Origin of the sequence: Enterobacter cloacae complex sp. 382A5 (genome assembly GCF_050031095.1) — a bacterium.
Classification (GTDB): domain Bacteria; phylum Pseudomonadota; class Gammaproteobacteria; order Enterobacterales; family Enterobacteriaceae; genus Enterobacter; species Enterobacter cloacae.
Genome location: NZ_JBLGVK010000001.1, coordinates 2,644,115 through 2,666,010 on the forward strand (window position 1 = coordinate 2,644,115; position 21,896 = coordinate 2,666,010).

Annotated in this window: 21 protein-coding genes and 2 pseudogenes; 8 read left to right on the top strand and 15 right to left on the bottom strand. The window is 56.7% G+C overall.

What is annotated here, in order from left to right; all coding sequences use genetic code 11:
* Positions 1 to 8: 8 nt before the first annotated feature.
* The 4 genes from ACQG2G_RS12455 to nasR all read right to left on the bottom strand — a co-directional run bounded on the left by ACQG2G_RS12455 (position 9) and on the right by nasR (position 4,351).
* Positions 9 to 797 carry an ABC transporter ATP-binding protein gene (locus ACQG2G_RS12455; protein ID WP_013096250.1) on the bottom strand — a complete coding sequence of 263 codons (789 nt, stop codon included), beginning with the start codon at positions 795 to 797 and terminating at the stop codon, positions 9 to 11.
* A gap of 9 nt (positions 798 to 806) precedes the next feature.
* Positions 807 to 1,688, bottom strand: coding sequence for a nitrate ABC transporter permease (gene ntrB, locus ACQG2G_RS12460; protein WP_020690908.1), 882 nt, complete (start codon positions 1,686 to 1,688; stop codon positions 807 to 809).
* Positions 1,689 to 1,690: 2 nt separating this feature from the next.
* Positions 1,691 to 2,938 carry a CmpA/NrtA family ABC transporter substrate-binding protein gene (locus ACQG2G_RS12465; protein WP_061771843.1) on the bottom strand — a complete coding sequence of 416 codons (1,248 nt, stop codon included), beginning with the start codon at positions 2,936 to 2,938 and terminating at the stop codon, positions 1,691 to 1,693.
* A gap of 228 nt (positions 2,939 to 3,166) precedes the next feature.
* Entirely contained in the window at positions 3,167 to 4,351 is a 1,185-nt protein-coding gene (gene nasR / locus ACQG2G_RS12470) for a nitrate regulatory protein (RefSeq protein ID WP_248078836.1), read from the bottom strand.
* A gap of 72 nt (positions 4,352 to 4,423) precedes the next feature.
* Between nasR and ACQG2G_RS12475 the strand changes: the two genes are divergently transcribed.
* From ACQG2G_RS12475 to ACQG2G_RS12485, 3 genes are all read left to right on the top strand, one after another.
* A complete protein-coding gene (locus tag ACQG2G_RS12475) occupies positions 4,424 to 4,777 on the top strand; it encodes a DsrE/DsrF/TusD sulfur relay family protein (RefSeq protein WP_013096245.1) in 354 nt (117 codons plus the stop codon).
* Between the two features lie 106 nt (positions 4,778 to 4,883).
* Positions 4,884 to 6,668 (top strand): methyl-accepting chemotaxis protein, encoded by a 1,785-nt coding sequence (locus ACQG2G_RS12480; protein WP_023620820.1) that lies wholly within the window; start codon positions 4,884 to 4,886, stop codon positions 6,666 to 6,668.
* A gap of 212 nt (positions 6,669 to 6,880) precedes the next feature.
* Entirely contained in the window at positions 6,881 to 7,120 is a 240-nt protein-coding gene (locus ACQG2G_RS12485) for a DUF1883 domain-containing protein (RefSeq protein ID WP_013096243.1), read from the top strand.
* Positions 7,121 to 7,161: 41 nt separating this feature from the next.
* On the opposite strand, the gene ACQG2G_RS12490 is transcribed toward ACQG2G_RS12485, so the two are convergent.
* Positions 7,162 to 7,857: a gamma-glutamylcyclotransferase gene (locus ACQG2G_RS12490; protein WP_061772289.1), complete on the bottom strand. Its 696-nt coding sequence runs from the start codon at positions 7,855 to 7,857 to the stop codon at positions 7,162 to 7,164.
* A gap of 177 nt (positions 7,858 to 8,034) precedes the next feature.
* Complete coding sequence (gene chaB / locus ACQG2G_RS12495) at positions 8,035 to 8,265, bottom strand: putative cation transport regulator ChaB (protein WP_013096240.1); 231 nt, start codon at positions 8,263 to 8,265, stop codon at positions 8,035 to 8,037.
* A 270-nt stretch (positions 8,266 to 8,535) separates the two neighbouring features.
* Here chaB and chaA point away from each other — a divergent pair, with 270 nt between their 5' ends.
* A complete protein-coding gene (chaA, locus tag ACQG2G_RS12500; protein WP_013096238.1) occupies positions 8,536 to 9,636 on the top strand; it encodes a sodium-potassium/proton antiporter ChaA in 1,101 nt (366 codons plus the stop codon).
* Between the two features lie 72 nt (positions 9,637 to 9,708).
* Here chaA and ACQG2G_RS12505 read toward each other — a convergent pair whose 3' ends face one another.
* From ACQG2G_RS12505 to hemA, 8 genes and pseudogenes are all read right to left on the bottom strand, one after another.
* Entirely contained in the window at positions 9,709 to 10,884 is a 1,176-nt protein-coding gene (locus ACQG2G_RS12505) for an IS4 family transposase (protein WP_038418736.1), read from the bottom strand.
* 127 nt (positions 10,885 to 11,011) lie between these two features.
* Positions 11,012 to 11,866, bottom strand: coding sequence for a 3-deoxy-8-phosphooctulonate synthase (gene kdsA / locus ACQG2G_RS12510; protein WP_045903132.1), 855 nt, complete (start codon positions 11,864 to 11,866; stop codon positions 11,012 to 11,014).
* Positions 11,867 to 11,902: 36 nt separating this feature from the next.
* Entirely contained in the window at positions 11,903 to 12,712 is an 810-nt protein-coding gene (sirB1, locus tag ACQG2G_RS12515; protein WP_013096236.1) for an invasion regulator SirB1, read from the bottom strand.
* Between the two features lie 3 nt (positions 12,713 to 12,715).
* Positions 12,716 to 12,858, bottom strand: a pseudogene (locus tag ACQG2G_RS12520) (siroheme synthase); the annotation flags it as partial.
* A 123-nt stretch (positions 12,859 to 12,981) separates the two neighbouring features.
* Positions 12,982 to 13,074, bottom strand: a pseudogene (locus tag ACQG2G_RS12525) (siroheme synthase); the annotation flags it as partial.
* Positions 13,050 to 13,880: a peptide chain release factor N(5)-glutamine methyltransferase gene (gene prmC, locus ACQG2G_RS12530; RefSeq protein ID WP_058661903.1), complete on the bottom strand. Its 831-nt coding sequence runs from the start codon at positions 13,878 to 13,880 to the stop codon at positions 13,050 to 13,052. The pseudogene ACQG2G_RS12525 and the gene prmC, both read right to left, overlap by 25 nt.
* Entirely contained in the window at positions 13,880 to 14,962 is a 1,083-nt protein-coding gene (prfA, locus tag ACQG2G_RS12535) for a peptide chain release factor 1 (protein ID WP_013096233.1), read from the bottom strand. The genes prmC and prfA overlap by 1 nt, the downstream gene beginning before the upstream one ends.
* A gap of 41 nt (positions 14,963 to 15,003) precedes the next feature.
* The gene (gene hemA / locus ACQG2G_RS12540) at positions 15,004 to 16,260 is read right to left on the bottom strand and encodes a glutamyl-tRNA reductase (RefSeq protein WP_013096232.1); all 1,257 of its coding nucleotides are present in this window, start codon (positions 16,258 to 16,260) and stop codon (positions 15,004 to 15,006) included.
* A gap of 201 nt (positions 16,261 to 16,461) precedes the next feature.
* Between hemA and lolB the strand changes: the two genes are divergently transcribed.
* The 4 genes from lolB (at position 16,462) to dauA (ending at position 20,818) form a co-directional block, all read left to right on the top strand.
* On the top strand, positions 16,462 to 17,073 hold the full coding sequence (lolB, locus tag ACQG2G_RS12545) for a lipoprotein insertase outer membrane protein LolB (protein WP_013096231.1): 612 nt from the start codon (positions 16,462 to 16,464) through the stop codon (positions 17,071 to 17,073).
* Complete coding sequence (ispE, locus tag ACQG2G_RS12550; RefSeq protein ID WP_061771551.1) at positions 17,070 to 17,939, top strand: 4-(cytidine 5'-diphospho)-2-C-methyl-D-erythritol kinase; 870 nt, start codon at positions 17,070 to 17,072, stop codon at positions 17,937 to 17,939. The genes lolB and ispE overlap by 4 nt, the downstream gene beginning before the upstream one ends.
* A 127-nt stretch (positions 17,940 to 18,066) precedes the next feature.
* Positions 18,067 to 19,014, top strand: a complete 948-nt coding sequence (gene prs / locus ACQG2G_RS12555) for a ribose-phosphate diphosphokinase (RefSeq protein WP_003856663.1) — start codon at positions 18,067 to 18,069, stop codon at positions 19,012 to 19,014.
* A gap of 124 nt (positions 19,015 to 19,138) precedes the next feature.
* Positions 19,139 to 20,818 (top strand): C4-dicarboxylic acid transporter DauA, encoded by a 1,680-nt coding sequence (gene dauA, locus ACQG2G_RS12560; protein ID WP_061771717.1) that lies wholly within the window; start codon positions 19,139 to 19,141, stop codon positions 20,816 to 20,818.
* Here the strand turns inward: dauA and ACQG2G_RS12565 are convergent.
* Entirely contained in the window at positions 20,804 to 21,862 is a 1,059-nt protein-coding gene (locus ACQG2G_RS12565; RefSeq protein WP_048972365.1) for a MerR family transcriptional regulator, read from the bottom strand. The genes dauA and ACQG2G_RS12565 overlap by 15 nt on opposite strands.
* Positions 21,863 to 21,896 lie beyond the last annotated feature (34 nt).

Sequence of the window (21,896 nt, forward strand, 5' to 3'; positions counted from 1 at the left end):
TGCCCCCACTACGCCGCTTTGGGCTGTTTTTCATAGAGGAAATGGAGGATCTGCTGGCGCATGTGGTGGTAGCGGCTGTCGTCCGCCAGCTGCACCCGGTTACGCGGACGCGGCAGGTCAACCTCCAGGATTTCGCCGACGGTCGCCGCCGGGCCGTTGGTCATCATCAGCACGCGGTCAGAGAGCAGCACCGCTTCGTCCACGTCGTGGGTGATGAGCACAATGGTGGTGTTGAGCGCCTGCTGGATTTGCATCACCGAATCCTGCAGATGGGCACGTGTCAGGGCATCCAGCGCGCCAAACGGTTCATCCATCAGCAACACTTTCGGCTTCATCGCCAGCGCACGAGCAATGCCCACGCGCTGCTTCATGCCGCCTGAGATCTCCCCCGGGCGTTTATGCAGGGCGTGCCCCATCTGCACGCGATCGAGGTTGTGTTCAATCCACTCACGACGCTCCGCCTTGCTCATGGTGTGGCGGAACACCTGATCGACCGCCAGCGCAACGTTGTCGAAACAGGTCAGCCACGGCAGCAGGGAGTGGTTCTGAAAGACCACCGCACGCTCCGGTCCCGGACCCGCAATTTCACGGTTGTCGCAAATCAGTCCCCCTTCCGTCGGCAGGGTGATCCCGGCGATCAAGTTCAGCAACGTTGATTTGCCGCAGCCGGAGTGGCCAATCAGGCTCACGGTTTCCCCTTCGTGGATATCAAACGAGACGTTCTGCAGCGCCAGAAATTCACCGCTGGCGGTAGAAAAACGCTGGCTTACGGCCTGGACCTGAATGATTGGTTTCATGTTCGCTCCTTATTTTTCCTGCCAGCTAAAGCGACGGGCGATCAGCATCAGCCCCTGCTCCAGCAGTAACCCGACCACGCCAATGATGACGATGGCGATGAGAATGTTTTCGACGTTGAGGTTGTTCCACTCATTCCAGATCCAGAAACCGATCCCTAAGCCGCCTGTCAGCATTTCGGCGGCGACAATCACCAGCCAGGCGATACCGATGGAAAGACGTACCCCGGTCAACACCGCCGGCAGCACCGCCGGGAAGAGGATCCGACGCAGAATGGTCCACTCAGAAAGCTGCAGCACGCGGGCGACGTTGAGGTAATCCTGCGGAATACGGCGTACCCCTTCGGCGGTGTTAATCACCATTGGCCAGATCGAACAGATAAAAATGGTCCAGCTGGAAGCCGGCTCTGCTTTCTGGAACAGCAGCAGGCCGATAGGCAGCCAGGCCAATGGGCTGACCGGGCGCAGCAGCGCAATCAGCGGGCTGAACATGCGTGAGAAAAAGGTGAAACGGCCAATCAGAAAACCGAGCGGGATACCGACTAACGCGGCCAGGCCAAAGCCCACCGCCACGCGCTGCAGGGAGGCAAGCACGTTCCAGCCGATCCCCATGTCGTTTGGCCCGTCGCGATAAAACGGATCGGCAAACAGCGTGATGGCAGAATCCAGCGTGCTCAGCGGCGTCGGGAAGCCTTTGCTGTTGATTGCCGCCAGTTGCCAGAGCACCACCAGCAGCCCCAGCCCCAGCAGAGCCGGAATGATACGCTGGAGCAGGTCGTTAATCCGGCGGGCAATCGCCGGAGGACGACGGCGAACCTGAACTGGTGGCAGGGTAATCACCTCGCCACTCACCGGCGTCTCGTGTTTTGCTTTCGTGCTGTGCAGATGCTGCATAATCAGGCCCCTTTACGGTGAATAGCGAAGCGGTTGGCATAGCCTTCAGGATCGGTGCCGTTCCAGACGGTGCCGTCCATCAGGGTGCTACTGCGTAGTGGTGAAGTCGGTGTGGTAATGCCCCCCACCGCGGTGGCGGCATCCTGCCAGACCGCGGTCTGGTTAATGCGCTGCGCGATGCCCGCGTAGTCCGGCGCGGCTTTGAGCAAACCCCAGCGGCGGAACTGGGTTAAGAACCACATGCCGTCGGAGAGATACGGGTAGCTCACAGCCCCCTCGTTGAAGAAACGAATCGGATGCGCGTCCTGCCAGCGCGTGCCCACCCCGTTGTCGTACTCACCCAGCATCCGTCCGGTGAGGTACTGCTCTTTGGTGTTCAGCCATGCGCGACGCGAGAGGATCTGCGCCGTTTCACGTTTGTTTTCCGGTGAAGCGTCGATCCAGCGCGCGGCTTCCAGTACTGCGCTCACCAGTGCCCGCGCGGTGTGCGGATTTTTCTCCACCCAGTCGCGACGGGTACCGAGGATTTTTTCCGGGTGGTCAGCCCAGATAGACTGCGACGTTGCAGCGGTAAAACCGATGCGATCGTTAATGGCCCGGGCATTCCACGGCTCGCCGACGCAAAAGCCGACCATATTGCCAATGCGCATGTTCATGACCATCTGCGGCGGCGGTACCACCACGGTGCGAACATCGTCGAACGGGTTAATGCCCGCACTGGCCAGCCAGTAGTAGAGCCACATGGCGTGCGTGCCCGTCGGGAAGGTATGCGCGAAGGTGTACGAGCCCGGTGCCTGCTGACCAATCAGTTTCTTCAGCCCGTCGAGATCGCGAACGCCCTTCTCTGCCAGATCGGCAGAGAGCGTAATCGCCTGGCCGTTCTGGTTGAGGGTCATCAGATTCGCCATCTGCTGTGGCTTACCAGCGATCCCCAGTTCCAGTCCGTACAGCAGACCGTAAAGAATGTGCGCAGCGTCCAGCTCCCCCGCGACTAACTTATCGCGCACGGCCGCCCAGCTCGCCTCTTTGGTGGGCACTATGGTAATGCCATGCTTTTTATCGAACCCTTTCAGCGCCGCGATGACCACCGGAGCGCAGTCGGTCAACGGGATAAACCCGATGCGCACCGTCTCCTGCTCGGGTTTATCCGAGCCTGCCGCCCACGCGGCCTGCATGACACCCGGTAACAACATTGCACTGCTCGCCAGCACGCTGGCCTGCAAAAACCGCCGTCTCGACAAATCCGCCATGACCACTCCTGAAAAAAAGACAAAAAAAAGCGCCCGACGGTGCCGAAGCACCGCTGGACGCCTTTATCCCGAAGACTGATGCACCGCCGTTGGCGCACCGTCAAAATTGGTTACTGAATTAATGCAAAGCGAATGCCAGGTTTTAATGCCTTGTTTTTGTGGCTTTTGCCCCACTGGCTCTGCAAAAACGCACCTCAATCAGGCACAACGTGCCCACTGATTGTGCAGCTACTCCTTAGGGATTAGCTGCCACAATCGCTTCACGGTAAGCAGCGCGCGGGCGATATCCACCATGCGCTGGTTCTTGTCCATCGCCATTTTGCGCAGCGCCGTCCACGCCTGTTCCTCACTCATATTGTGGTGGGTCATCAGCACGCTTTTGGCTTTATCAATGGTCTTGCGCTCTTCCAGCGTATCGCGCAGCGTCGCGAGCTGGCGGGAAAGCTGTTCTATTTCACGAGCCTGCTGGCGAACCAGCGGCAGCAAAGGTTTATCCGGATAAAGCGCGAGCGGATCGTCATTCTCATCGGCACTTACCGGATGTTGAGGGTCATGATGGATACGCTCATCAACCGCCAGCATCAGGTCGGCGATAACCATCTCCTCCAGGGTGCGCAGGTGCTCAAGACGCGACGTTTGCAGGGCGAACCAGTTCAGCGCCGTGTCGCCATTATCCGCAGCAGGCTGGCGGGTACAGGCCACACGCCGGAGTTGCTCCGTCTCGCGGTCGGGCTGGCAGTCCCGGGAAAAGGTGCTCTGCACATCCGCCGGGCTGTGGCTTAAAAAGATCTCAAAACAGGCCTGCTGCCCGTCAATGCGATCCACCAGCCTCTGGCGGGTGACATCATCAAAAAAACCCTGCGTGAAGCCGATAGCCCCCAGCGCCCGCTCTTGTCCCGCCAGCTCTTTGCCCTGCATCAGGCTATACAGGGCGACAAAACGTCCCGCAAGTTGCGGATCGTCAATGCTGTCGTTGAGCTGCGGCACGATACTGAGCAGATGGCGAAGCATGCGACAGTAATGCTCCATCGCCTGCGGGGCGGTAACGGTTTGTTGATTCACCCCTTCTCGCAGGGCGGGGAGTGATTCAAGGCTCTGCAACGCAGCGGCGATGCGCTCACATACGGCGCTGCCCGGCACTGGGGAGTGTCTATCCAGAATGCCATACAGTATGGTGAGATTTTCATCCACCAGCGCCCGGCTGGCTTTGCATTCGGGGGCATAGAGCTTACCCTGTGAGCAGAGCCAGACGTTTGATGCACCGCGCTCGCACTGTAGCATATGCACCAGTTGGCTAATGCCATTCACCAGTACGCCCAGCTGTGCCAGCTTGCTGAGCTGCTCCTGGCGCAACGCTTTTGCGCGCTGGAGCCATTCGGTTGCACCCGACGAATTGCCAGCCATTAATGTCATGCTTACTCTCCCGGATAACCCTACCTGGGAGAATGAAGCAATATTCGTGCCTTAATATAAACAGGAGTTAACATGCAGAAGATTGTGATCGTCGCCAACGGGGCGGCCTACGGCAGCGAATCCCTTTTTAACAGCCTGCGTCTGGCCATAGCGCTGCGCGATAATGCGAGTGAGCTGGAGCTGCGGATCTTTTTGATGTCCGACGCGGTCACCGCCGGTCTGAAAGGCCAAAAACCGGCAGAGGGCTACAACATTCAGCAGATGCTGGAGATCCTGACGGCGCAAAACGTGCCGGTTAAGCTCTGCAAAACCTGTACCGACGGGCGTGGTATCACGGGGCTGCCGCTGATTGACGGCGTGGAAATTGGCACACTTGTCGAGCTGGCCGAGTGGACGTTAGCCGCCGATAAAGTATTAACTTTTTAATAATAAACCCGTAAAAATATTATTTTCTTATGGACGCGGTTTCAGCATCAAGTTTACCTGCGGGGTTGCCGATAGGCATGGAAACAACACAGCAGGTATTTCACTTATGTTCAGATCGATTCGTGCTCGCATCATTGTCGCGACGACAGGCTGCCTGGTCGTCGCCCTTCTTCTCAATACCGTCATTAATTTCCAGGTCACGCGCCAGGATAATCAGCAGTCGCAGCGTGACATTCTGACCAGCACCAGCGCCAGCCATAACATGGCGATTGCCGACTGGGTGAAAAGCAAAATGACGGTCATTACCTCCGCCCAGAGCGTGGCGCTGAGTGACGACCCGGTACCGGTCTTTAAACAACTCGCCCAGGCGGGAGGCTTCACCAACGTCTATGTGGGCTATGCCACTAAAACGGCGAAATTCTCTGAGCCTGCGGGCGTGCCTGCGGATTATGACCCGACCATTCGCCCCTGGTATCAGCAGGTGGTCAGCCAGGACGGACCGGTGGTGACCGCGCCTTACGTGGACGCCGGAACCGGAAAACTGGTGGTGACATTTGCGGTGCCGGTAAAAGAAAACGGGACCCTGAAAGCGGTGGTGGCGGGCGACGTGGCCATGGATAGCGTGGTGGCTAACGTGCGCGGCATTCACCCGACCCCGGCCAGCAGCGGGTTACTTCTGAACAGCGACGGCAGCGTTATCGCCGCCAACGATCCGGCCCTGACGTTAAAACCGTTTGCTGAGACCATTACCGGCACCGATTTAGCGACCCTGAAAAGCGGTGAACCGGTTGATGGCACTTTTGACGGCGGTGATAAAACCCTCGTGGCCACGGCCGTTCCGGGAACAAACTGGATGCTGGTGGTCGCGCTCGACAATAACGACGCCACCTCCGGCATGCGCTCGCTGCTGAAAGCCTCGGCACTCTCGCTGGTGATCCTCGCCCTGCTGAGCGGCGCGCTTGTCCACATCCTGATTGCCCGCCTGCTCAAGCGGTTGTCCGATATCCGCGACGCGATGCATAACATCGCCAACGGTACCAACGACCTCTCCCAGCGCCTGCCGGAGAGCGGTAACGACGAAGTGGCGCAAATTGCCCAGGCGTTTAACGCCTTTAGCGATAAGCTCTCGGTGGTGATGATCCAGCTGCGTGATGCCAGCGCCTCGGTGAAAAATGCCGCCCAGGAGATCGCGGCTGGCAACCAGGATCTCTCCGGGCGTACCGAGCAGGCAGCCTCCAGCCTGCGTGAAACCGCCAGCGCCGTAGAGCAGATCACCGCGTCGGTGACTCAGTCAAATGAGTCCGCGGCAGAAGCGAATGAACAGGCCAGTAAAGCCTCCGCTGCGGCCTCACGCGGCGGTGAGGTCGTCTCTCAGGCCATCAGCACCATGCAATCCATTGAAGTGGCTTCGGCAAAAATTGGCGATATCACCAGCGTGATTGATGGCATCGCCTTCCAGACCAATATCCTGGCGCTGAACGCCTCGGTGGAAGCGGCGCGCGCCGGTGAGCAGGGCCGCGGGTTTGCCGTGGTGGCAGGCGAAGTACGTAACCTGGCGAGCCGCAGCGCCCAGGCAGCGAAGGAGATCAAATCGCTTATCGACTCCACCACCGACAGCGTGGCAACCGGCTCCCGCTATGTACATCTGGCCGGGGAAAGCATGGATGAGATCCGCGCCAGCATCGGCAGCGTCTCGGGTATCATGCGTGAAATTTCCATCGCCACCAGCGAGCAGATGAAAGGCATCCATGAGATCAACCATGCTGTCACGCACCTCGACAGAATGGTGCAGCAGAACGCTGAACTGGTGGTGCAATCTGCCGCAGCCGCCAGCGCCCTGCAGAGCCAGGCGGGCGACCTTGCTGAAACTGCCGGACATTTCCGCATTTAATTTTCTTCTGGCGCGCCTTCACCGTGTAAACGCGCGCCAGCTGAATGCTTTCAGGTATTTTGTCATTTTTGTTTAAACGTTATGCCATTTTTTGATCAAAATCAGCATCCCGACGCTCCCCCTTTGGTGTTATGCCATGAGTGAATTGTGAACAACATCACGCTCGGAAATGGCAGCAGGGAGAGCGTTGTTTAAGACTACGGGGTAAATAAATGGCACTGGTAAAAACAAGTTTGAAACTGTTTGGCGGGGATACGGTAGTGGTGCGTTGTTCAGAGCGCTGCCGTATTCATTTGATGAGTGCGAAGGCACAAAAACAATCGCAGGCAGATATCCTGACCGTGCAGGATGATAAGGCGTGGCTAACCGTCCCTTATACCGGCACATGGGATGTCCTGATTGACAGCCATAGTCAGTCACTCGAACACTCTGTCAGCTACGTGGCCGCTTAAAAACAAACGCCCGGTCTGCACTCTCGCAGCCGGGCGTATTATCAGGCAAAACCCGGACGCAGCGGGTTATTCAGCGGATTTCCTTCCAGCAACGCTTTCACCTTCGCCACCAGCTCATTCAGACACTCGTCCTGCATGCCGAGGCGCGTCAGTTCCTGATCGAGAGAAAACAGATACTGCGCATTTGTGCCGAGCGGTCCGCTGGCTGCCGCAATCAACGGCGCGATCACCTGCGTACGGGTATCCGCTTCATACAGCGGATGGCGCGGATCCATAATAAACACCAGCGCGTTGACGGTGCGTCCGTCATCAAGTTCCAGCTTGCACCAGCTTGGCATATAGCAGCCGGTGATCATCTCGCGCTTCCAGAGCAGCGTCAGCTCCTCTTCGAGCGTGGCATCCGGCAGGCGATACGCCACCCCCGTGGTGCGTCCGCCCTCTTTCAGTGCAAGCATACGTCCCGGCTGACAGGCACTTCCGCGTCCGGCGGTTAATCGCAGACAAAATGCGCGATGCCACCCCGGGAGCGTACCTGTCGCCGATTCGACAAATTCCAGAGCCGGGTTCCACATCAGCGAACCGTAGCCAAAAATCCATACCGGGCCATCATCCGGGCGGCAGGCAAGCGTGACAGCGAGCGACGCCGCACGTTGTTCAGCTGACCAGAGAAGCGATTCCTCAATAGCACCAAATGCCGTCTTACAATCTGCCTTCATTAAGAAATCACGCGTTAACACTTTACACCTCCGCCACTGCATGCTTCCTTGCGACATCTGTAATTCACCTTCCCGGCATTATCTACTGGTCATTTTGCCAGCAGTTGAATAACGATAAGCAATTCGCGGGCCAGTTGCAATACAACGGCAGTTCAACCGCCTGAAAAGTCAAAATGAAGGCAGCTTATTATTTTACGGCTATTTCTTTTTATGCCATTTATCATCGTCTCCTTTCTCGTAGTCATGTTTTACTGCCGCCCAGGCCACTTTATGCGCCGTCTCTTCCCGGCTGGCATCGTCCCGACGATCGTCTTTATCTTTGTATTGATCCCAGGCGCTGTTAAACGCCTCTTTATAGATATCCTGCGCATGTGCGGGCAGTACGTTTTGCACGTTATCGGGTAAATCGCGTTTCGTTTTATATGGCATCACTAACCTCTCTTTTGCTTAAAAAGATAAGTGTGGACGACGATGCTGCAAGCTGCCAGTCGCGGATCAATTTTGAAGAATTAATGAAATTAATTACATGTTATTTAATATGTATTAATCAAAAATATGACATTATGGATATCAGGAGACTTAAAACAGGATTAGGGTAAAATTAAGTAAAAGATAAAGGGTATTTAACAGAGATCTGTTAATTTAATGACCTCAAAATTCTATCTATAATTACAAGCACCTGCATTGATGGAGAAGCACATGACAGCAGCACACGAGGCGGTAAAAACCCGCCACAAGGAGACGTCGCTCATTTTCCCGGTTCTGGCACTGGCTGTGCTGCTCTTCTGGGGAAGCAGTCAGTCACTGCCAGTGGTGGTTGGTATCAATATTCTTGCGCTGGTAGGGATTTTAACCAGTGCCTTTAGCGTGGTTCGCCATGCCGATGTCCTGGCTCACCGTCTGGGCGAGCCGTATGGATCGTTAATTCTCAGCCTTTCCGTTGTGATTCTTGAGGTCAGCCTCATTTCCGCGCTGATGGCGACCGGTGATGCCGCGCCAACCCTGATGCGCGATACGCTCTATTCCATCATTATGATTGTGACCGGTGGTCTGGTGGGCTTTTCACTGTTGCTGGGCGGCCGTAAGTTCGCCACCCAGTATATGAACCTGTTTGGCATTAAACAGTATTTGATCGCCCTGTTCCCGCTGGCGATTATCGTGCTGGTCTTCCCGATGGCGTTGCCGGGAGCAAACTTCTCTACCGGTCAGGCGCTTCTGGTCGCATTGATTTCCGCCGCCATGTACGGCGTGTTCCTGTTGATTCAGACCAAAACGCACCAGAGTCTGTTTGTGTATGAGCATGAAGATGACAGCGACGACGATGACCCGCACCATGGCAAACCGTCTGCCCACAGCAGCGCGTGGCACACGGTTTGGCTGATCGTACATCTGATTGCGGTTATCGCCGTCACCAAGATGAACGCCAACCCGCTGGAGACACTGTTAACCGAGATGAATGCCCCGGTGGCCTTTACCGGCTTCCTGGTGGCGCTGCTGATCCTCTCGCCGGAAGGGCTGGGCGCGCTGAAAGCGGTGCTGAACAATCAGGTACAGCGCGCCATGAACCTGTTCTTCGGCTCGGTACTGGCGACCATTTCGCTTACCGTTCCGGTGGTGACGCTGATTGCCTTTATGACCGGTAACGAGCTGCAGTTTGCGCTGGGCGCGCCGGAGATGATTGTGATGGTAGCGTCACTGCTGCTGTGTCAGATTTCGTTCTCAACCGGGCGCACCAATGTACTTAACGGCGCGGCGCATATGGCGCTGTTTGTGGCGTATCTGATGACGATATTTGCGTAGTTTTATCTGGTGCGGGCTGATGCCCTCACCCCAACCCTCTCCCACAGGGCTGAGGGATCCCCAGTAATATGGTCATGCCACCATGACCATATTACTGTACTCTTTTCCCAGCTTTTTCATCTCGTTAACTATATTCAGCCGTCTTACTTTCCCGGGCTCATGCCGGATGACTTCTTCCGCCAGACTCAGGTATGACAGAACCCGTCTGTGCCTGATGCTGCTTGCCTGATAGTGCCAGTGTAAACACTGCCTTTCTGCCCTGTAACCTGCCAGCCACATCACCAGGCTTGCCATTGCCGCGACCATATTCAGCACTTCCAGTCGCCCTTTTCCCTGACTCCGGCTCAGCCTCAGACCGAACCCGAAGCGTGGACTTTTGTCGTCCCGGAAGTTTTGTTCTATCTGCATTCTGCGGCTGTACAGGGCCATTATCTGGTGCGGCTCCAGTCCCTCTGCATTACTGAACAGCAGCCAGGGCTCCCGCGCGCTACTGCGGTGTTCCCGCTGTGTTTTCGGCATCCCCCCTTTTCCCTGACGCCCTGCGTCAGGGCGCTTATGCAGATAGAACCGGCCGTAACAGGGCGTTCGTGGTTTACGGGACAGGACACCGTAACCCACGCAGACCGGTTGTCCGGTAGCCTCAAGCTCACTGATTTTCATCCACTTTTTATCTCCATCCAGCCGGAAGCTGATGCAGCCCCTGACCCTGCCGGTGAAGCTCCAGCCCAGCTGGCTGACATGCCGGAACCAGTCTGTCCGGAAGCCTGCATCCGTAATGATGGTGACGGCTTTATCTTTCGGGATGGCATCATGCAGGCGGTCAAGGAAGCGGCACTGTACATCGCTGTTCTGCGCCAGCTCTGCGGGGACAACCTCACTCATAAGCGGCAGTGAGCGACCATTACAGACCAGGCTTGCCCGCAGAAGATACCAGTTCCTGTCATGCCAGCCTGTCCAGTCGACAGCAATCACACAGAAGGGCATCAGGGAGGTGATGGTATGTGTGAGCAGGTGCTGAATACGGGGAATATCCCGGTGAAGGGCGGTATTACCCAGGGCACGGTCAACACGTTTAATTTTATTTTTGACGTGCGCTCTGCCGGGAAGAGTGCGACCAAGGCTGGTCAGGGTCAGATCCGCACCGTGCGTGAGGGCAACGGCCATGGAAACAAGGACATTAATCCGGAAGCTGTGAACGTCCGGTAAAGACGCGGAGAAAAATTTCTGGCAGACTGTCTGTAAAGGCACGATGAGGTCTCTTCTGATTTGTTAGCGCAACCAGTAGATCACACTTCATCGTGCTTTTCATTTTTCTGGGGAACCCTCAGCCCACAGGGAGAGGGAGAAAAAAAACCCGCCGAAGCGGGTTTTTTTATTAATTGCTGGTATCCAGCTCGTCGAAGCTCTTCACCAGATCGTCAATCGCTTTGATCTGTTTCAGGAACGGCTCCAGTTTGTCCAGAGGCAGCGCGGACGGACCGTCGCATTTCGCATTCGCCGGATCCGGGTGCGCTTCAATGAACAGACCCGCCAGGCCGGTCGCCATACCGGCGCGCGCCAGTTCGGTCACCTGCGCACGACGGCCGCCAGACGCGGCACCAAACGGGTCGCGGCACTGCAGAGAGTGGGTCACGTCAAAGATCACCGGAGACTGGTTAGAGACGTTTTTCATCACGGTGAAGCCGAGCATATCCACAACCAGGTTGTCGTAACCGAAGTTGGAACCACGGTCGCACAGGATCACCTTGTCGTTACCGCCTTCGATAAACTTATCGACGATGTTCCCCATCTGGCCTGGGCTCACGAACTGCGGTTTCTTCACGTTGATGACCGCACCGGTTTTCGCCATCGCTTCCACCAGGTCAGTCTGACGAGCCAGGAACGCTGGCAGCTGAATAACGTCAACCACGTCAGCCACAGGCTGCGCCTGAGACGCCTCGTGAACGTCGGTGATCACTTTCACGCCAAAGGTCTGCTTCAGTTCCTGGAAAATTTTCATCCCCTCTTCCAGGCCCGGGCCACGGTAGGAGTGAATGGAAGAGCGGTTGGCTTTGTCAAAAGAGGCTTTAAACACGTACGGGATGCCCAGCTTCTGGGTCACGGTCACGTAGTGCTCGCAGATACGCATGGCGAGATCGCGGGATTCCAGCACGTTCATACCGCCAAACAGCACGAACGGCAGGTCGTTTGCCACCTTGATATCGCCAATACTAACCACTTTTTGTTTCATTGGATCGCCTTATTTAAGTGTGAATCGGAATAAAGATTAATGCAGTGTAATTTGTTTGTGCGAGATCGCGTTGATCTGCGCGCGAATCATTTCGCTGATCGGGTCTTCCGGGCATTGCTCGACGAAATAGCTTAAATCGTTCAGCGCCACATGCTCGCAGTCGAGCTGGGCATAAATCAGCCCGCGGTCGCGAATTTCGTACGGGTCTTCCGGATTAAATTGCAGCAGCACTTCGCTGGCGCGCAAGGCCAGCTCCATCTGCCGCTCTTCCATCAGTGCAGATTTCAGCGTATCCAGCAGCTTGCGGATCACTTCGGCGTTATCGGCTTCGTCGAGATCTTCGTTAAAGAGCTCGGCCACCGGGCTGATATTACCTTTCAGCCAGACATCCAGCGTATGTTCATCCAGCGTATCGCCGTTAAACGGATTGATTAACCACATCTCCCCGTCCAGCCACTCGGCACGCAGGATCATCTGCGTCGGGAAAATGACCGGCACCAGTGGAATATCCAGACGGTGCGCGATCCACAGCAAAATAGAGCCCAGCGCAACGGCGCTGCCCTGACGATTTTTTAAGACCTGGTCCAGCCATAATGCGTCAGACAGGCGATACACGCCACGCGTGTCGCAGAAACCCCACTCGCCGTAGAAAAGCTCCAGCAGCTTTTCCAGTTGCCAGTCCTGCGGACGCGCCTGATTGATCTCTTCGCGCGCCAGGCTGACCAGACTTTCCAGCTCATCGTAGACATACTGCGACGTAAAATCGTCGCGAATCATCTCCGAAATCAGGATCATGCCATCGCAGAGCGGCACTTTATTAAATTCGAAATCGGCTAAGGACCTCATGACTTACCCCAGTAACGGTATTCTAGTGGTGGCGAGTTTAATGATGATGTACAGCACCACCAGACCCAGCAGAAAGGCGATAAACCCGACCTGCTGGCTGCGCGGACGACGACGTCCAGGCGCGATAAAACCCAAAACGATATATACCCATCATACTTCAAGCTGCATGCGCGTTGGCTGCGCTCGCTCACCTCAGTCACATAGTTAACTATGCTCCTGAGGACTCGCTCTCTTGCCGCCTTCATGCAACTCGAATTATTTTGGGTATAGATGATAACGCCAAACAGCTTTTCAGTCAGCCATGCGCCTTTATCAGTAAATGGCAGATAACCTGTTTTCACTGCCACTGCCCCAGCGTCAGACGCTCGTTACCGCCGTAGTCGCGGCAGGTCTCGACAGCAGCATAACCCGTCTGCCTGAAGAGCCCACGCACCGCCTCCCCCTGCGTCCAGCCATGCTCCACCAGCAGCCAGCCGCCGGGCAGGAGATGTTGTCGTGACGTTGTCACAATGTGTTCCAGATCGGCCAGCCCTGCATTACCTGCGACCAGCGCCGTCAGCGGTTCAAAGCGAACATCCCCCTGCGCCAGGTGTGGGTCGTGTTCGTCAATATAGGGCGGATTACTGACAATCATCCCGAACGTCTGCTTCTCCAGCGCACTGAACCAGCTGCTTTGCTGCACGGTCACATTAGTCACGCCCAGTCGCTCAACGTTACGCTGCGCAAGTGCCACCGCGTCGGGCATCACATCGACCGCCGTTACCGCGCAATCGGGCCGCTCGGTGGCGAGCGCCAGCGCGATTGCGCCAGTGCCCGTTCCGAGATCGAGAATGCGGCTGGCCGCTGCGGGTAACCGCGCCAGCGCCTGCTCCACCAGACATTCGGTGTCGGGACGCGGGATTAGCGTCGCCGCTGAGACGAACAAGGGTAACGACCAGAACTCGCGCTCCCCGACCAGATGCGCCACCGGCTCGCCGGTTTTACGGCGGGCGAGCAGCGCGGCCAGTTGCGCTTCCTGCTCTACGGTCAGTTCGGTTTCACCGAAGGCCAGCAGATACGTGCGGGCTTTTCCCGTCACATATTCCAGCAAAATTTCGGCGTCGCGCTTCGGGCTTTCACTGTCAGAGAGCGCGCCGGTGGCCTGGCGTAACCAGCTCTGAAAATCCATTATTCCTGCTCGGACAATGCCGCCAGCTGGTCGGCCTGGTATTCCTGCACGATAGGCTCAATCAGCATATCGAGCTTGCCTTCCATCACCTCATCCAGACGGTATAACGTCAGGTTGATGCGGTGGTCGGTCACGCGGCCCTGCGGGAAGTTGTAGGTACGGTTACGGTCGCTACGATCGCCGCTGCCCAGCAGGTTACGACGGGTAGAAGCTTCCGCCTGCTGACGTTTGGCCATTTCCGCCGCGTGAATACGCGCACCCAGCACGGACAGCGCTTTGGCTTTGTTTTTGTGCTGAGAGCGTTCGTCCTGACACTCCACCACAATGCCGGTTGGCAGGTGGGTAATACGGATGGCGGAGTCGGTGGTGTTAACGTGCTGACCACCCGCCCCGGAAGAACGGAAGGTATCAATACGCAGATCGGCCGGGTTAATGTCCGGCAGTTCCGCTTCCGGCAGCTCTGGCATCACCGCAACCGTGCAGGCTGAAGTGTGAATACGGCCCTGCGACTCGGTCGCCGGTACACGCTGCACGCGATGGCCGCCGGACTCAAACTTGAGACGGCCGTACACGCCGTCACCGCTGATTTTGGCGATCACCTCTTTAAAACCGCCGTGCTCGCCTTCGTTGGCGCTCATGATCTCCACGCGCCAGCGACGCGATTCGGCGTAACGGCTGTACATGCGGAACAGGTCTCCGGCGAACAGTGCCGCCTCATCACCGCCCGTTCCGGCGCGGACTTCCACAAACGCATTACGCTCGTCGTCTGGATCTTTCGGCAGCAGAAGCACCTGCAGCTGTTGCTCCATCTCTTCTGAGCGCGCTTTGGCATCCTGCAGCTCTTCCTGCGCCATTTCGCGCATTTCAGGATCGTCGAGCATCATCTGCGCGGTTTCGATATCTTCCTGAACCTGTTGCCAGTCGGTAAAGCATTTTGAAACATCACTTAACTGCGCATATTCACGCGACAGTGCGCGAAAACGTTCCTGGTCCGCAATGGTCCCGGCATCGCCGAGCAGCGCCTGGACTTCTTCATGGCGCTCGTGCAGAGCTTCCAGTTTAGCGACGATAGAAGGCTTCATAGGCGTAAGTGCACCTTGTAATAGAAAATGGGTATAGGGCGCTATTCCAGCCCGAGGCTGTTGCGCAGAATAGTCAGGCGTTCATCGTCCCCGTCACGGGCAGCCTGCTGGAGTGATTTGGTTGGTGCATGGATCAAGCGATTGGTCAGTTTCCAGGCCAGATCCTGCATAATAGCGTGTGCGTCGCCGCCCTGTTCCAGAGCTGCTAACGCTTTGGCAGTCAGGTCATCACGCACCTGCTCCGCCTGACCGCGATATTCGCGGATGGTCTCGCTGACGCTTTGCGCGCGCAGCCAGGCCATAAATTCACTGGCTTCCTGCTCGACAATGGTTTCCGCCTGCACCGCTGCCGCTTTACGCTGGGCAAGGTTGTGCGAAATGATGCTTTGCAGGTCATCCACGCTGTAGAGATAGGCGTTGGCCAGTTTGCCAACCTCCGGTTCGACATCACGCGGAACGGCGATATCCACCAGCAGCATTGGCTGATTACGACGGGATTTCAGCGCGCGCTCTACCATCCCTTTACCGATAATCGGCAGCGGGCTGGCGGTAGAACTGATGATGATATCCGCCTCTTTCAGGCGTTCGTCGATCTCGCTCAGCGCAATCACCTCGGCCCCGACTTCGTCTGCCAGCACCTGTGCACGCTCGCGGGTGCGGTTAGCGATAACCATCTTTTTCACTTTATGCTCGCGCAGATGGCGCGCCACAAGCTCAATGGTTTCGCCCGCGCCGACCAGCATCACGGTGACGGTCGACAGGGATTCGAAGATTTGACGTGCAAGGGTACAGGCCGCGAACGCAACAGAAACCGCACTGGCACCAATGTCGGTTTCGGTTCGCACACGCTTCGCCACGGAGAATGACTTCTGAAACATACGCTCCAGCTCGCTGGCTTTCAGATGCCCTTTTTGCGAATCCGCAAACGCTTTTTTTACCTGACCGAGAATTTGCGGCTCGCCCAGCACCAGCGAATCCAGACCACTCGCGACACGCATAAGATGGCTCACCGCATCGTTATCCTGATGCCAGTACAGGCTCTTACGCAGCTCGTCTTCGTTGAGATTGTGGTAGTCGCATAACCAGCGGATCAGCGCTTCATGCAGGTTATCCTGCTCTTCCACGCTTAAGTAAAGCTCGGTACGGTTGCACGTCGAGAGCACCACACCACCCTGCACCATCGGTTGTGCAAGCAGGCTATCCAGCGCCAGGTCGAGCGTATCCGGCGAAAACGTGACGCGTTCTCGCAGCGAAACCGGGGCGGTTTTGTGGTTGATGCCGAGTGCTAATAGGGTCATGTTGAGCGGGAGTAGTACCAGCGTTAATAAGGTTAGCAAGACGCATCATACAGGATGCGTGAGATCAATAAAAGAGACTGCCCCCTTTCGGAGTAATAGGTTACTCAACGCTTTGAGATAATTTGAACGTAGACGGTGACACCCTTCAACGCTAGCATTAACAGTTATAACTGCAACGTATCTCAAGGATTTGTCCTCATTATGACCCGACTGATTCGCCTGCTGCCGCTGGCAGCACTGGTTCTGACCGCATGTTCTGTCACTCAACCAAAAGGCCCGGGCAAAAGCCCTGACTCACCACAGTGGCGTCAGCACCAGCAGGACGTACGTAATTTAAGTCAGTACCAGACCCGCGGCGCGTTTGCTTATCTCTCTGACGAACAAAAGGTTTATGCCCGCTTCTTCTGGCAGCAAACGGGGCAGGATAACTACCGCCTGCTGCTGCTGAACCCGTTGGGCAGTACCGAGCTGGAGCTTAACGCTAAGCCGGGTGAAGCGCAGATCACGGATAACAAAGGCCAGCACTACACCGCCACCGACGCGGAAGAGATGATTGGCAAACTGACCGGAATGCCTATCCCGCTGAACAGCCTGCGCCAGTGGATCCTGGGCCTGCCGGGTGACGCCACCGACTACACCCTGGACGATCAGTACCGTCTGAGCCAGGTGAACTACACGCAGAACGGTAAAACCTGGAAAGTGGTGTACAGCGCCTATGACAGCAACAGTAAACCGTCGCTGCCATCGAATATGGAGCTGACGCAGGGTAGCCAGCGCATCAAGCTGAAAATGGACAACTGGATCGTTAAATGATGACCCACTGGCCCTCTCCGGCAAAACTTAACCTGTTTTTATATATCACCGGCCAACGTGCTGACGGGTATCACACCCTGCAGACGCTGTTTCAGTTTATCGATTATGGCGACACGCTCTCGATTGAGCCGCGTCAGGACGGGCAGATTTGTCTGCTGACGCCGGTGGAAGGCGTAGCGCATGAGGATAACCTGATCGTGCGCGCCGCGCGTCTGCTGATGAACGCAGCGGCTGACACCGGGCGCTTGCCCGCCGGGAGCGGTGCGGATATTCGCATTGAGAAGCGTCTGCCGATGGGCGGTGGGCTGGGTGGCGGTTCATCCAATGCCGCGACCGTCCTGGTCGCCCTGAATCATCTCTGGGGCTGCGGATTGTCAACGGATGAACTGGCCGCGTTAGGGTTAACGCTGGGGGCGGATGTCCCGGTGTTTGTGCGCGGTCATGCAGCATTTGCTGAAGGGGTGGGTGAAATCCTCTCCCCGGTTGAACCGCCGGAAAAATGGTACCTCGTAGCCCATCCAGGCGTCAGCATTCCGACTCCGGTCATCTTCAAAGATCCTGAGCTGCCACGCAATACCCCGGCGCGGTCAATAGAAACGTTATTAAATTGTGAATTCAGCAACGATTGCGAGGTTATCGCAAGAAAACGTTTTCGCGAGGTTGATGCGGCGCTTTCCTGGCTGTTAGAATACGCGCCGTCGCGCCTGACTGGTACAGGGGCCTGTGTCTTTGCTGAATTTGACACCGAATCCGCCGCTCGTCAGGTGCTTGAGCAAGCGCCGGATTGGCTGCATGGTTTTGTAGCGCGCGGGATGAACACCTCCCCCCTACAGCAGGCCATTCTGGCGCAGACTGAGTTTCGGTGACAACGTCACCCTGTTCCAGACGTTGCATCGCGCTCTTTAATACACCGCCTGGATAGCATTTCGCCTGGCCCCGCACAGTTTGCGGCGAACGCTATCCACCACTGGACGCATGCCTGAGGTTCTTCTCGTGCCTGATATGAAGCTTTTTGCTGGTAACGCCACCCCGGAACTAGCACAACGTATTGCCAACCGCCTGTACACTTCCCTCGGCGACGCCGCTGTAGGTCGCTTTAGCGACGGCGAAGTCAGCGTACAAATTAACGAAAATGTACGCGGTGGTGATATTTTCATCATCCAGTCCACCTGTGCTCCAACGAATGACAACCTGATGGAATTGGTTGTTATGGTCGATGCCCTGCGTCGCGCTTCTGCAGGCCGTATCACTGCTGTAATCCCTTACTTTGGCTATGCCCGCCAGGACCGTCGCGTCCGTTCCGCGCGTGTGCCAATCACCGCTAAAGTTGTCGCGGACTTCCTGTCCAGCGTTGGCGTTGACCGCGTACTGACCGTTGACCTGCACGCAGAGCAGATCCAGGGCTTCTTCGACGTCCCGGTTGATAACGTATTCGGCAGCCCAATCCTGCTGGAAGATATGCTGCAGCTGAACCTGGACAACCCGATTGTGGTTTCTCCGGACATCGGCGGCGTGGTACGTGCCCGTGCTATCGCTAAGCTGCTGAACGATACCGACATGGCAATCATCGACAAACGCCGTCCGCGCGCTAACGTTTCTCAGGTGATGCATATCATCGGTGACGTTGCTGGCCGTGACTGCGTGCTGGTTGACGACATGATCGATACCGGCGGTACGCTGTGTAAAGCCGCTGAAGCACTGAAAGAGCGTGGTGCCAAGCGCGTGTTCGCGTACGCGACTCACCCGATCTTCTCCGGTAACGCGGTAAACAACCTCCGTAACTCCGTCATTGACGAAGTTGTGGTATGCGATACCATCCCACTGAGTGACGAGATCAAGGCACTGCCAAACGTGCGTACCCTGACCCTGTCCGGGATGCTGGCCGAAGCGATTCGTCGTATCAGCAACGAAGAATCCATCTCTGCAATGTTCGAACACTAATCGAACACGGCCGAAAAACCCGCTGCGGCGGGTTTTTTTGTCTCTGGGTTTTATTTGTATGATTAATGCCTCCTTCACCTGCCATTCATATGACAGATGATGCGCATACGGATGATAGATAATTGTGAAAAACATCACTTCCTCACATGTTCTGCCCTTTCGCGCCCTCATCGACGCATGCTGGAAAGAGAAATACACCTCGTCACGCTTTATCCGTGACCTGATTGCCGGGATCACCGTTGGTATTATCGCCATTCCGCTGGCCATGGCGCTGGCGATTGGCAGCGGCGTGGCTCCACAGTATGGCCTGTATACCTCGGCCGTCGCCGGGATCGTGATTGCCCTCACGGGCGGTTCGCGTTTCAGCGTGTCCGGCCCTACCGCTGCTTTTGTGGTGATCCTCTATCCGGTATCACAGCAGTTTGGTCTGGCAGGCCTGCTGGTTGCCACGCTCATGTCTGGCCTCTTTTTGATTCTCTTTGGCCTGGCCCGCTTTGGCCGGCTGATTGAATATATTCCCCTTTCCGTAACGCTGGGATTCACCTCCGGGATCGGCATCACCATCGGAACGATGCAAATTAAAGATTTCCTGGGGCTGCAGATGCCTCACGTTCCTGAGCACTATCTGCAGAAAGTGGGGGCACTGTTTATGGCACTGCCCACGGCCAACCTGGGCGATGCCGCCATCGGGATCGTTACGCTGGGTACGCTCATCGTCTGGCCGCGCTTAGGCATTCGTCTGCCTGGCCACCTGCCCGCGTTGCTGCTGGGCTGTGCGGTTATGGCCATCGTCAACATGTTTGGTGGTCATGTCGCCACCATCGGCTCACAGTTCCACTATATTCTGGCGGACGGTTCACAGGGTAACGGTATTCCGCAGCTGCTGCCGCAGCTGGTTCTGCCGTGGGACATGCCAGGTTCGAGTTTCACCCTGAGCTGGGATTCCCTTCGCGCCCTGCTGCCCGCCGCGTTCTCCATGGCGATGCTGGGAGCGATTGAATCTCTGCTCTGCGCCGTAGTGCTCGATGGCATGACCGGTACCAAGCATAAAGCTAACAGCGAGCTGGTCGGCCAGGGCTTAGGTAACCTCATCGCTCCGTTCTTCGGCGGTATTACAGCCACCGCAGCTATCGCCCGTTCTGCGGCCAACGTGCGCGCGGGTGCAACCTCACCGGTTTCGGCGGTTATCCACTCCCTGCTGGTGATCCTCGCGTTGCTGATCCTCGCGCCGCTGCTCTCCTGGCTGCCGCTCTCCGCCATGGCCGCACTGCTGCTGATGGTGGCCTGGAACATGAGCGAAGCGCATAAGGTGGTGAACCTGCTGCGTCGCGCACCGAAAGACGACATCATCGTCATGCTGATCTGTATGTCGCTGACCGTACTCTTCGATATGGTGATCGCCATCAGCGTCGGCATCGTGCTGGCCTCCCTGCTGTTTATGCGCCGGATCGCGCAGATGACGCGCCTTTCCCCGGTAAATGTGGAGGTGCCTGATGATGTACTGGTGCTGCGGGTAATCGGTCCGCTGTTCTTCGCTGCGGCGGAAGGCCTGTTCAGCGATCTGGAATCCCGTATTGCGGGCAAACGGATTGTGGTGCTGAAATGGGATGCCGTACCGGTGCTGGACGCCGGTGGGCTGGACGCCTTCCAGCGCTTTGTAAAACGTCTGCCGGAAGGCTGCGAGCTGCGGGTGAGTAATCTGGAATTTCAGCCGCTGCGCACTATGGCGCGCGCTGGCGTGCAGCCGATCCCTGGCCGCCTTGCCTTCTATCCCAACCGCGACGCCGCGTTAGCGGATCTGTGATTCATCTGATGCGGAGAAACGTCTCTGCATCATTATCCCTATCGCCTGCTGGAGCCATTCAAGCACAGCAGGCGTCATCCATGTCCCTTTCATCAGATGCGGCTCCTGCTGCATAGCAGCGCGAAACTTTTGCTGCGTCTCAGGGTTTGTTCCTGCATATGACTGGAACAACGCCAGCCAGGTTTCAGCCAGCTTTTGCGCCTCGTCAGAGGCGGGATCGAGATTTTCCCGCTGCGCCTGGTGCAGCTTCGCCACCAGCGGCGGCCACTCCATCATGCGGTCAAAGTAGTGTTTCCGGGTAAAAGCCATCTCATCGGCAGAGAGATACTTTTCCCAGATGGCCAGCTTCGATTCGGCAAACGCCCGCGTGATGTAGTCGGTCATCTCTGCGGTGATGCCCGTTTGCTCACGCATTTGCGGCTCGACGCTGTGCATCTCGTTCAGCCGGGTGAGAAACTCCGGCTTGCCGGCAGTGTCCTGCTCCAGGCGCTCCATCCAGCGCGTCGCGAGATCCATCGCCCGCGGGTCAGAAACGGGTATGTGCTGTTCCAGCAGCGTGTTGGCCTCGGTAACCAGCCCTGACCAGACAGCCGCCAGCGCATCTTTCTGCACCGCAAACGGCAGTTGCTGTAACTCTTCTTTGCTAAACCAACGATCGTACATATTCATTAACTCCAGAGTCTGTAGCCAGGATTCCAGATCGGGGGTTTCATCGCCGGTAAGCCCGGTGCGCAAGTCCAGCAGCCTGTCACGCAGCGTGTTAATGCTGCGCAGCTGTTTATCCAGCAAACTGATTTGCGCATCGAGGAGTTCCGTTAACGAAAGCGACGCCTGCTCCAGAAAATCCCTGATTTCAGCAAGCTCCAGCCCCGCTTTTGCCAGTGCCTGAATCATATGCAAGCGCTGTACATCCGCCAGATTATAAAGCCGGTAACCTGCCGCGCTTCTGGCAGAAGGCAGCAATAACCCTGTTTGCTCATAGTGATGCAATGTGCGCACGGTGATCCCAGCGCGTTTTGCCAGTTCACCCACCTGAATCAACATAACTGCTCCTTTTATTTTGCCAGTGACGCCACTC

What these genes read in the sequence shown, in the direction of transcription:
- ACQG2G_RS12455 (WP_013096250.1), bottom strand. Translation starts at nt 797, where the DNA reads ATGAAACCAATCATTCAGGTCCAGGCCGTAAGCCAGCGTTTTTCTACC.
- ntrB (WP_020690908.1), bottom strand. Translation starts at nt 1,688, where the DNA reads ATGCAGCATCTGCACAGCACGAAAGCAAAACACGAGACGCCGGTGAGT.
- ACQG2G_RS12465 (WP_061771843.1), bottom strand. Translation starts at nt 2,938, where the DNA reads ATGGCGGATTTGTCGAGACGGCGGTTTTTGCAGGCCAGCGTGCTGGCG.
- nasR (WP_248078836.1), bottom strand. Translation starts at nt 4,351, where the DNA reads ATGACATTAATGGCTGGCAATTCGTCGGGTGCAACCGAATGGCTCCAG.
- ACQG2G_RS12475 (WP_013096245.1), top strand. Translation starts at nt 4,424, where the DNA reads ATGCAGAAGATTGTGATCGTCGCCAACGGGGCGGCCTACGGCAGCGAA.
- ACQG2G_RS12480 (WP_023620820.1), top strand. Translation starts at nt 4,884, where the DNA reads ATGTTCAGATCGATTCGTGCTCGCATCATTGTCGCGACGACAGGCTGC.
- ACQG2G_RS12485 (WP_013096243.1), top strand. Translation starts at nt 6,881, where the DNA reads ATGGCACTGGTAAAAACAAGTTTGAAACTGTTTGGCGGGGATACGGTA.
- chaB (WP_013096240.1), bottom strand. Translation starts at nt 8,265, where the DNA reads ATGCCATATAAAACGAAACGCGATTTACCCGATAACGTGCAAAACGTA.
- chaA (WP_013096238.1), top strand. Translation starts at nt 8,536, where the DNA reads ATGACAGCAGCACACGAGGCGGTAAAAACCCGCCACAAGGAGACGTCG.
- kdsA (WP_045903132.1), bottom strand. Translation starts at nt 11,866, where the DNA reads ATGAAACAAAAAGTGGTTAGTATTGGCGATATCAAGGTGGCAAACGAC.
- sirB1 (WP_013096236.1), bottom strand. Translation starts at nt 12,712, where the DNA reads ATGAGGTCCTTAGCCGATTTCGAATTTAATAAAGTGCCGCTCTGCGAT.
- prmC (WP_058661903.1), bottom strand. Translation starts at nt 13,880, where the DNA reads ATGGATTTTCAGAGCTGGTTACGCCAGGCCACCGGCGCGCTCTCTGAC.
- prfA (WP_013096233.1), bottom strand. Translation starts at nt 14,962, where the DNA reads ATGAAGCCTTCTATCGTCGCTAAACTGGAAGCTCTGCACGAGCGCCAT.
- hemA (WP_013096232.1), bottom strand. Translation starts at nt 16,260, where the DNA reads ATGACCCTATTAGCACTCGGCATCAACCACAAAACCGCCCCGGTTTCG.
- lolB (WP_013096231.1), top strand. Translation starts at nt 16,462, where the DNA reads ATGACCCGACTGATTCGCCTGCTGCCGCTGGCAGCACTGGTTCTGACC.
- ispE (WP_061771551.1), top strand. Translation starts at nt 17,070, where the DNA reads ATGATGACCCACTGGCCCTCTCCGGCAAAACTTAACCTGTTTTTATAT.
- ACQG2G_RS12565 (WP_048972365.1), bottom strand. Translation starts at nt 21,862, where the DNA reads ATGTTGATTCAGGTGGGTGAACTGGCAAAACGCGCTGGGATCACCGTG.